Origin of the sequence: Aeromonas tecta, from assembly GCF_000820185.1 — a bacterium.
GTDB classification, from domain to species: domain Bacteria; phylum Pseudomonadota; class Gammaproteobacteria; order Enterobacterales; family Aeromonadaceae; genus Aeromonas; species Aeromonas tecta.
In genome coordinates this window covers 18,371-28,222 of sequence record NZ_CDCA01000035.1, presented here as the reverse complement: position 1 = coordinate 28,222, position 9,852 = coordinate 18,371, and the positions used below count along the sequence as shown (strand labels likewise).

Genomic DNA, 9,852 nt, shown 5'->3' with positions numbered 1-9,852 from the left:
ACCAGGGTGGCCGCCACCATGGGCAGGTTCTTCATGGCCGGGATCGTCATGGCGATGAAGGTGGCCGCGATGGCAAAGTCCAGCCCCATGTGATCCAGCCCCTCGATGTACTGACCGGCGGCGATGCCGAGTAGGGTCGCCAAGTTCCAGAACAGGTAGAACACGAAGCCCGCGATCAGCGCGTAGGCGGGATTGAAGGTGCCGCTGCGCTCCCTGTCTTTCAGCGCCACCGCGAACATCTCGTCGGTCAGGAAGAAGGCCAGACTTGCGCGCCAGCGCAGGGAGAGCGGCAACACATCCCGGCGGAAGGTAAAGCCGTACAGCAGGTGCTGGGAGGTGATGACGAAGGTGGAGCCGACGATGGGCAACAGCGGCGTACCGGCCCCGAACAGGGTGGTGGCCGAGAGCTGGGCGGCGCCGGCGTAGACCAGCAGCGACATCAGCTGGGCCTGGATAGGGCTCAATCCCACCTGCAACGCCAGGGCGCCGCACAAGATGCCCCAGGGAATGACCGAGACGGAGAGCGGGAGAATATCGAGGGTGGCACGCCACCAGAGCGCACGCGAACTCTCGACCCCGGCGTGAGGGGGGCGAGTTTGAGACATCATGAGGTCATCCTTGTCCTGCTAACGAGAACCGAAAAACCTAACACAGCGCGGGGCGAGATACCACGCCGCCGTCTAGGCAATCCGTGCAATGACAAGAAGATCGAGATGACACGCCCATCCTCCCGATCAAGGGATAAGACGGGCGTGACGAGGGATCAGGGTTTGATGACGATGGGGGTGCCGGGTTCGATGGCGCTCCACACCTCATCCAGATCGTGGTTGAGCATGGCGATGCAGCCATTGGTCCAGTTGGACGGCTGCAGACGACGGTTGCCGATGTCGTTGCGCTGACCGTGGATCATGATCATGCCACCCGGATTCACGCCCTTCTCGTTGGCCGCCTTGATGTCGTCCAGATTCGGGTAGTTGATGTGGATGGCCTTGTAATAGCCGGAGTTGGTCTTCTTGTAGTCGAGGATGTAGCGCCCTTCCGGTGTCCGCTGATCCCCTTCCTTCTGCTTGTGACCCATGGGCGCCGGGCCCAGTGCGATCCAGTAGCGTTTGACCTCTTTGCCGTCCTTCATCAGGGTCAGGCTATAGTTCGACTTCTTGACCACAATCATGTCCGCAGACAGGGTCGCGAAACTCAGTGCGGGCCACAGCCCCAGCAAACACAACAATACGGCTCTCATTCCATCCCTCGACAAGCCTTAAGGCCTTTCTTTGTTAGCAGATCATCTGAATGTCGCCACTCTCTGGTGGCGAGCGAGCGCCATGATATGGGATCGCCATCAATACTCAATATATCCAGAGAAACATATCTGGCGCCACTCCCCTGAGTGCCCGCAGGCGCACTCGGTAGCCCGAACGAATGCACAATCAAAACAGTTAGATAGTTCCTCAATCGAGATCTTAGTCTCAAAGAGAGACTAGTACGGAAACGGGATGCCTATTGATGCTTTTCGTCTTCTTCTACCTGGGTGTACCCTGACGCCGACTGTGTTCCAAGGAGACCCCATGCCCCCCCTTCCCTTTCTCGGCGCCGGCCTTGTCGGCCTGCTGCTGGCGACGCCGCTGTCTGCCGCCCCGCTGTTGCTCAAGAGCGAGAGCCAAAGCTTTCGCATCGATCCCGATACCCTCGCCATCTCGGTAGGGGACGTGCAGGCCAATGCGGGGCAAGCCGCCCGTCAGGTCGACCAGCTGCAACAGGATGAGCAACGGATAAGCTGGCATTGGCCCGCCCAGCAGACCCGGGTCGAAGTGCGGCTGGATGGCAACGATCTGCTGCTGACCCTCAGCAGCGACAGCCCCCGCCAGGTAGCCTGGTACAGCCTGCCGAAGAACCAGACCCACCTCTCCATGGCGTTCGGCGAGGGCAGCCGCTTCTCGGTGCGTGACGGCGACTGGCTCGGCTATGTCGGCGACGAGTTGTCGACGCTCGATACCCACTACGACCTCAAGCTGCCGCTGTGGAGCCAGGATGCGGGCAAGCTGACCTACAGCTGGATCCTGCAGAGCCCCTATGACAACCAGCTCAGCTTCACCCGCAAGGGGGGACGCTTGCAGCTTGCCGCCAGCCACGAGTTCAACCACTTCAACCCGGCCCCGCTGGTGGTGCGGCTACACGTGGGGGATGACTGGCTGGCGGGGGCAAGGCGCTACCGGGAATTGCTGCAGGCCGAGGGGGCCTGGCAGTCTCTCACGGACAAGTTTGCCCGCATTCCGGCCGGACGGCGGCTGATCGGCGCCAGCCACATCTATCTGTGGGGGGATGCCCTGCTGGACCGGCAGGACGTGACGAATTGGGCTGCCCTGCAGGCCAAGATCACCCAAAAACCGGAGTGGCTGAAGACCTTCAATGCCGAGGAGCGTGAGGCGCTGGCGGCCACGGCCCCCCAAGTCTGGCAGCAGAGCCAGATCATGACGGGGCTCAACCGGCTGATTGCTCGCCAGTTGCCCCTCTCGACCCAGCAAGGCCCTGCGACTCAGGGCAAGGTACTGGCCCTGCGCCAGCAGTGGGTCAAGAGCCAGTTCGGCGAGCTGCTGGTGCCTCAGGATCGCTGGGGTCAGGGGCTGTCACTGCCGGTCATCGAGGCGCTGCAACAGGCGGGGCTGCGCAAGCTCTGGCTCGGCACCCCACAGTGGACGGCGGCCCTGCAGCAGGATCAGGCCATCGCCGCCGCCAAGCGGGTGGGCTATCTGGTGGGCAGTTATGACTCTTACGACACCGCCATCCCCCCGGGCAGCAACGACAGCTGGCTCACCGCCCAGATCCCGACCGAGCTTGGCAAGCGCTGCGCCATCATAGAGGCCGACGGCAAGCCCAGACCCGGCTTTGGCGGTGAAGGGGTCTATCTCAACCCCGGCTGTACCCTGCCCTTCGCCAAGGAGCGTATGAGCGAACTGGCCAAGGCCAGCGCCATCAACAGCCTGTTCCTCGACGTCGATGGCACCGCCATGGCCTCCAGCGACTACAGCCCGGCCCACCAGCAGGGCAGCGCGGCCATGATTGCCGCTCGCAACGCCCGCATGAGCTGGGTGGGGGAGCGGCTCGGTCTGGTGCTGGGCTCGGAGGATGGCAACGCCCTCACCAGCAAGCCGCTGATGTTCGCCCACGGCATCCAGAGTTGGGGCTTCGGTTGGACCGATGCCGCCATGCGCAAGCAGGCCAAGTCTCCTTATTACCTTGGCCAGTGGTGGCCAGATGAAGAGCCTCAGGTTTTCTTCCAGCCCGCTCGCCTCAAGCCGCGCTACCTCAAAACCGTGTTCAACCCGGCAGACAGGCTGCCGCTCTATCAGGCGGTGTTCCACGATTCGGTGATCAACAGCCATCACTGGCTGCTGGATAACCTCAAGTTCCCCGCCATCCGGGAAGAGCGGGCCCTGCTCGGCCTGCTCTATAACACCCCGCCCCTGGTCAACCTGAGCCGCAGTACGCTCAAGAGTCGATTGCCGGAGCTGGTCAAGCTGGACGCCCAGTTCGGGCCACTGCACGAGGCACTGTGGGACAAGGCGCTGGTGGGGTTCCGCTGGCGGGACGGGGCCGGTAAGGTACAGGAGACTCGCTTCTCCGACGGCAGCCGGTTGGTGGCGAACTTTGGCAAGGGCAGCATCCAGATCGATGGCCACAAGCTGCCAGGGCGCCAGTTGCTGGTGGCGCTCAAGGACAAACCCGTCACCCTGCTGAAGATATGACGACCCCTCCTCTCAACGAAAGCGCCCTGCCAGTGGGCAGGGCGCTTGACTGAACACAGATTCTCCCCTGCTCGGTGCACGGCGAGCACATCCTCTCATTCCACGCCCACCAACAGGCGACGTTCTCCCACAGAGGCTAGCGTGGCTCGTTGCGCCGCTTGGCGCGCTGTTGCATCAGACGATGGAGCAGCTTGTTGTATTTGGCCCAGGTGTGGATCAGCAGGAACAGGCCGATGATCAGCGCCAGGAACAGTTGCCCCAGCGCCAGCCAGCCGAGAGAACCGATGAAGCTCACCTCATCGCCGCTGTCGAGGTAGTTGAACCAGGGTTGCAGCGCCAGGAACAGCCAGCTGCCCCAGGTCAGCAGCAACAGCAGCAGGTCCCGCAGCCGATAACCCCAGCTGCGCCGGCTGCCATTGCGGATGATCATCTCTTTGCCGAGCTGGTGCTTACTCACGGAAGGATTCTCCTCTGTCCGGGCTTTCCCACACCGCCAGCTGACCGCGGCGGCGCAACACCGCCTTGGGCACGGCGACGATCACCGTCACCAGGTTGAGCAGCCAGTAGATCAGAGGGTACCAGGCGCACCAGATGAAGCTGCGCAACATGGTGCGATCGTAATGACTGTCGATGAAGATGCTGATCCCGAACTGCAGCAGGCAGATACCGGTCATCAGCACCCCGGACCAGGCGAAGAAGTGGCCCTCGGCCAGGGTGGTCAGGTTCGGATGCAGCAGCCAGTTCAGCGCCAGAAACAACATGCCGTAACACCAGGTCACGCTGGCGGCGTATTCCAGCAGCAGCAACCAAAAGCGTCGATTTCGCCAGCGCAGCACCTGGGGGCCGTAGCGCAACATCACCTCGGCGCCGCCCTGGGCCCAGCGCAGCCGCTGCTTGTAGAGGCCGCGCACCGTCTCCGGCATTAGCACCCAGCACAGCGCCTGGGGTTGATAGTGGATGAGCCAGCCACCCAGTTGCAGCTTCCAGCTGATGTCGATGTCTTCGGTCACCATGTCGGTGCTCCAGCCGCCGACCGCCTCTACCGCCGCTTTGCGAAATGCCACCACCACCCCGGACACGGTGAAGACGGTGCCATAGATGCGCTGGGCCCGCTTGATGAGCCCGATGATGGAGCTGAACTCCCCGGTCTGGATCTTGCCGATGATGGTGGAGCGGGTACGCACCCTGGGGTTGCCGGTCACGGCCCCCACCCTGGGGCTCTCCAGGAAGTGCTTCACCATCCACATCACGGCGTCGTGATCGAGCACAGCATCGCCGTCGATCCCCACCAGGATCTCCCCATCGGCCTCTGCCAGGGCGTGGTTGAGGGCCATCGCCTTGCCCTGATTCGGCTGATGCAGCACCCGCAGCCGTGCATCCCCGAGCGCCAGCCTGTCGAGCCGCGCCCCGGTGTCATCCCGGCTGCCGTCATTGATGGCCAGCACCTCGAAGTTGGGGTAACGCTGGAGCAGCAGGTGACCTATGGTCTCCTCCACATTGGCCCCCTCGTTGTAACAGGGCACCATCAGGGTCACCCTGGGGTGGCTCGGCAGCGTCAAGCCTCGCTTGGCCAGCGCCAGATCCCTGCGCTCCCATTGGAAGTAGTAATAGAGGCCGCCGCACATCCATACCATGGCCATCAGGCTGGGGTAAGCCAGGGTGAAGACCGCCAGTCCATCGACAAACGCCGTCATGGTTGCAGCCCCGGCGAGCCCTTGTCTTTGGCTTCGGCGTCTTGCACTGGCCCCGCCATGGGCCTGGGTTGGCTGGCCGCCGAGAGCGCGGGTTTAAGCACCGCCGGATCCGGTTGGTTATTGTGAAAATCATCCGGGTAGTAACCGAAGTTGTTCACCCCCTGCTCGCGGATGATGCGCATCCAGCGCGCCAGCTCGGCATCCGGGATCGGCTGCTCGGTGCGCCAGTTGCGACTCTGCAACTCAAACAGCAGCTTGTCGGCGGGCACGGTCTCCAGCGCATCTTTCGCCAGCTTGGCGAGCCAGGCATCCGGCTCCCCGGCCTGCTCCATGTAGGGCATGGCCATCACGGCTGTGTAGTCATAGGCCCTGGCAAAGTCCGCCATGCTCTGGGCAAACCACTGCTGGGACTCGGGCTCGGTGATGAGGGCGGCGTAGATGTTGCGCGCCGTTTTCAGACCATCCTGCCCTCCCTGCCGATAGCGGGTCGCCGCCGCCTTCAGCTCAAGAGTGAAGTCGATGAGCTGGCGGGTCTTCTTCTCCCCCTGCGCCTTGAGCGCCGCCGGGCTGCGCGACAACAATCCCTCCCCCTCGTAATCCCCGAGGAAGGCATCGTCGTGGAACAGCAGACCATCGAACTTGGTATAAAAGCCGAGATCCTCATAGATATCCGCGATCAGGCGGCGATTTCCCTCGTTCCAGGGAGCCAGGCGCAGATACTGATCCGGGGCCGGCTTACCGGTACGGCTGTCGGTGACATAGGGATGACCTGGGCCGAGATCGTAGGCCAGCACCGGCATCCAGGCGTAGACCTTGACCCCGGCCCGGGTACGCAGCTGCCAAGCGACCCGGTTGAACAGATCCGCCTTCATCGGCATGTGGCGGTTCGGGAAATAGAGCGCCTCCGCCACCCCGTCGCCGTTATCGTCGGCATAGGCCTGCAGATAGACGGTGGTGATGCCGTAGTTCTTGATGCGATCCAGCAGCTTGTCGAGGTTCTTGCCCTGCTGCACCGGATCCTTGTCGTAGACGTAGTCGAGATCCACGTGCACCAGGCGCTGCACCGGCTGGGACCAGGTGTTGCCTCCCATGATCTCGTCCAGATTCTGCAGGCTGGTCTCCTCCTCCAGCAGGTAACGGCGCACCTGACTGCCCGACTCTGCCAGCCGGTTGACCCCGTCATCCAGGGTGAAGGTGTAGGGCATGCCCGCATCCTTGGCCACGGCGAGCGCGACCTCGTTGAAGGCGCCGTAGGGCCAGACCATGATGCGCGGACTCTGCCCTAGGTGCTGGCGGATCTGCTGGCTCGATGTCTCGAAATCCGCCTTGAGCCGCGCCCTGTATTGCACCTGGCTCTCATATCCCTTGGGACTCCAGCCCGCGGTGGTCACCGCGGGTTGCACATTGCCCTGAGGGTTCGCTCGCAAGCCAAAGTGAGAGGCGAAGGTGTGGGAGGCTATCTCCACCAGACCGGACGCCTGCATTTCCTGGATCTGCGGCCAGCCAACGAAGTAGTCCCGGGGCAGCTTGTCGTCGCCATAGGGCACCATCTTGTCCCGAGGAACATCCAGCCAGCTGCCCACCAGGGCGAACACCGCCGGGTATTGATAGAGCTTGAGCAGGGGGTAGACCAAGCGGTAGAAGCTCTCGTAGCCATCATCGAAGCTGAGCAGTATGGCCTTGGGTGGCAAGGGGGCCTTGCCCGCCTTGGCATCCAGGATCTGCTGGAAGCTGACTGGCTGATAGCCCTGCTGCCGGATCCAGTTAAAGTGGCGGATCAGGGTATCCCGGCGCATGGTCTGGGGGTAGAGCTTGCGATCCGGGGTCAACTTGAGGTCGATGATGTCGTGGTAGCAGAGCACCACATAGTCATCCCCCTGACGGGCGGCCTGGGCGGTCCAAGGCAGCAGCAGGGAGATCAGCAGGCAGAACGAGGTGAGCAGTCGGCGTATCACAGGAAGCTCCATTGCAGATTGGCAAAGACGAAATCACCGTACTCGGCATCGCCGTCATAGGTGGCCTTGCTACGGCCCAAGCCGTAGCCCAGGCTCAGGGCTGGGGAGAGTTCCCAGTCATGGCGGTAGCTGAGCTGCCAGCCCTGACTGCCGCCATAGCCCTGTTGCCAGTAGCTGTTGGTCGACAGGAAGAGGCCCTGTACCAGCACACGGTTGGCGTCAAAGGGCAGGCGATAGCGGGCGCCCAGTTCCAGCTCCAGGTTGCGATCCTCGAGGGGGTTGAAGTAATCCACCTCCACCGCCTCGTTGCGGGAGCTGGCGGCGCGCAATGTGCCATCGAGCCACCAGCGATCCCGGCGCCACAGATCCTGGCGCACGAAGCCAGAAACGCTCTTGCGCAGGTTGCCATCACTCAGGTCCATCAGCTCAAGCTGGGCCCCCGCCTCGCGGCTCTCGTCCTGACGCCAGTTCAGCTCGAGTTGATACTGATCTGCGTAGTCGCCCCGGGCTAGCGCCCGCAGCGGGGTGTCGGCGCTGTTGAGGTTGACGGCGCCACCGAGCGACCACTGATCCCCGAGCCGCCAGTCCAGCCGGTTCCACAGGTAGCCCCTGTGATTAAGCTCGGATCCCATCCCCCCTTCCACAGTCCATTGCAGCGGGTAGAGAGAGAGCTCCATGCCAAGGCCGCTGTAGGCCGCGCGCTCGGGTTCATTGTCAAACTCGCCAAAGCCGCCCTGACGGCGCACGAACAGGCGATGGCCCTCATCGCTGCGGGCGCTGTAGAGACGGGCGTCGTAGCGCCAGTCCCGGCTCGCCAGCACGGAGCCACCCTCGCTGCTGCCATGATTGAATTCACTCACCAGGGTCGGTGCCTGCTCCTGCTTGAGGCGCTGGCCCAACTCCTTGCGATCCCGGTTGCCCTCCCCCAGGGCGCGGATGCGGGCGGGGGTCTGCTGCCACAGCCCCCGATCGAGGCGGGCATTGAGCCGCCCCGGCTCGAGCTGAGCCTGACTGGCGGGCTGCAGCCAGCGGGCCGCCTCGGCATAGGCCTCATCAGCCCCGTCGGGATGGCCCCGCCAGCGACGCAGATCCCCGAGCTGCATCCAGAGCCAGGGATTGGCCGGCGCACTCTCAAGCCAGCCAAGCAGTTGGCGTTCGGCCCCATCGGCCTGACCGCGCCAGGCACCGAGCAGGTTTTGCAGTTGCAACAGCCGCTCGTAATCATCGTTGTCCATGCGGGTGTTGCCGGTGAAGTCCCAGCGGGTCAGGGGTTCCTGCCATTGGGTCAGCACCCCGGCGGCCGCGTCGTAGCGCTCCTGATCCGTGTAGGCATAGAAGCGCTTCTCCCTCAGCTCCTTGTCCGCCGGCATCCGTTGTGCCAGCTCATCGTAAATGAGGCTGGCCTCACGGCTGCGTCCAAGGCCCGCCAGGGCATCGGCGCGGGCCATCAGCACATAATCGGGCTGGATCTCCCTGGCCAGCAGGGCGGCGGAGTCACGCTCGGCCAGATCGAAGCGCCCGAGCGCCGCCAGGGTCACGATGCGATCCCGCTCGTTACTCTGATGCAAGGGATGATCGCTTGGAGCTTCGCGCAGGATCCGCTCCTGCAACGCCAGCGCCCGCTGCAATTCGCGGGTGGTGAGCGCAGGATCCTCGGTCTGGGCCACGCTGCGCAGCAAACTGACCGCCTCATAGTGATCCAGCCAGAGCCGGTCGACGGGTTTGAACAGGGTGGGGTGCTGGCGCATCAGATCCGCCGCCGCCGGGCCGGCACCCAGACTCACCGCGACGCGATAGAGGGCCAGTAACTGCTCGGGGTTATCGGGGTCCTGCTCCAGCCACTGCTGGCGGGCCAGCATCTCCCCCATGGCATCCTCTTGCCTGCGCGCGCCATAGATGCGGGCATCCAGAATGGCCTGATCCCGGCCGAAGCGCGCCTCATAGTCGCTGGCAGCCTGACGGGCCAGGGTCAGATTGCCCTGATCGCTGGCGCTCAGGTAGAGACCGAGCCAGGCGTTGCGGTTGTCCGGCGCCCGCCCCTGCAAGATGCGGTAATAGCTGATGGCGAGGGGATAACGGCGCTCATCCCGCGCCGCCCTGGCCAGGGCTTCGAGGGAGGCATTGGAGATGGGTTTGAGCTCGCAGGGCTCGCAGCTGGCCAGCGCCGCGGCAGGATCCTTACGCCAGAGTTGCACCGCAATGAGATCGTCGAGCACCTTGCCATCCTGGCTGCGCCGATAGAGGGCATCCAGACCGGCGGCAGCGCGATCGAGTTGCCCCTGCCGTGCCTGGATAACCCAGGCCTCTCTTTCCTGATCGAGCGCTCCCGCCTGGGCCAGGCCGGGCAGCAACGCGAGGAGATAAACAATGCGATTCATTCGCAACATACACCCAGATTTCGTGGCGTCGACCGTGGTGAGTCGAGGCGATGCCTGACCCTGCGCGCGGTGCTAGAACGCT

General features: G+C 63.7%; 7 protein-coding genes. 1 reads left to right on the top strand and 6 read right to left on the bottom strand.

Annotated elements, in window-relative coordinates; genetic code table 11:
- Both BN1137_RS14895 and BN1137_RS14890 read right to left on the bottom strand, forming a co-directional pair.
- A partial coding sequence (locus tag BN1137_RS14895; protein WP_050719354.1) for an AzlC family ABC transporter permease occupies positions 1-608 on the bottom strand: 608 nt, incomplete at its 3' end.
- Between the two features lie 155 nt (positions 609-763).
- Entirely contained in the window at positions 764-1,240 is a 477-nt protein-coding gene (locus BN1137_RS14890; protein ID WP_050719351.1) for a L,D-transpeptidase family protein, read from the bottom strand.
- A gap of 325 nt (positions 1,241-1,565) precedes the next feature.
- Between BN1137_RS14890 and BN1137_RS14885 the strand changes: the two genes are divergently transcribed.
- A complete protein-coding gene (locus BN1137_RS14885) occupies positions 1,566-3,743 on the top strand; it encodes a glycoside hydrolase (protein WP_050719350.1) in 2,178 nt (725 codons plus the stop codon).
- Positions 3,744-3,879: 136 nt separating this feature from the next.
- Here BN1137_RS14885 and BN1137_RS14880 read toward each other — a convergent pair whose 3' ends face one another.
- The 4 genes from BN1137_RS14880 to pgaA are packed head-to-tail and all read right to left on the bottom strand — an operon-like array spanning position 3,880 to position 9,770.
- On the bottom strand, positions 3,880-4,200 hold the full coding sequence (locus BN1137_RS14880) for a hypothetical protein (protein ID WP_050719349.1): 321 nt from the start codon (positions 4,198-4,200) through the stop codon (positions 3,880-3,882).
- Positions 4,193-5,437: a poly-beta-1,6-N-acetyl-D-glucosamine synthase gene (gene pgaC, locus BN1137_RS14875; protein ID WP_050719348.1), complete on the bottom strand. Its 1,245-nt coding sequence runs from the start codon at positions 5,435-5,437 to the stop codon at positions 4,193-4,195. The genes BN1137_RS14880 and pgaC overlap by 8 nt, the downstream gene beginning before the upstream one ends.
- The gene (gene pgaB / locus BN1137_RS14870; protein WP_232306950.1) at positions 5,434-7,392 is read right to left on the bottom strand and encodes a poly-beta-1,6-N-acetyl-D-glucosamine N-deacetylase PgaB; all 1,959 of its coding nucleotides are present in this window, start codon (positions 7,390-7,392) and stop codon (positions 5,434-5,436) included. Before pgaB ends, pgaC begins: the two co-directional genes overlap by 4 nt.
- A complete protein-coding gene (gene pgaA / locus BN1137_RS14865; protein WP_232306949.1) occupies positions 7,389-9,770 on the bottom strand; it encodes a poly-beta-1,6 N-acetyl-D-glucosamine export porin PgaA in 2,382 nt (793 codons plus the stop codon). Before pgaA ends, pgaB begins: the two co-directional genes overlap by 4 nt.
- Positions 9,771-9,852 lie beyond the last annotated feature (82 nt).

What these genes read in the sequence shown, in the direction of transcription:
- pgaC (WP_050719348.1), bottom strand. Translation starts at nt 5,437, where the DNA reads ATGACGGCGTTTGTCGATGGACTGGCGGTCTTCACCCTGGCTTACCCC.
- pgaA (WP_232306949.1), bottom strand. Translation starts at nt 9,770, where the DNA reads ATGAATCGCATTGTTTATCTCCTCGCGTTGCTGCCCGGCCTGGCCCAG.
- BN1137_RS14885 (WP_050719350.1), top strand. Translation starts at nt 1,566, where the DNA reads ATGCCCCCCCTTCCCTTTCTCGGCGCCGGCCTTGTCGGCCTGCTGCTG.
- BN1137_RS14890 (WP_050719351.1), bottom strand. Translation starts at nt 1,240, where the DNA reads ATGAGAGCCGTATTGTTGTGTTTGCTGGGGCTGTGGCCCGCACTGAGT.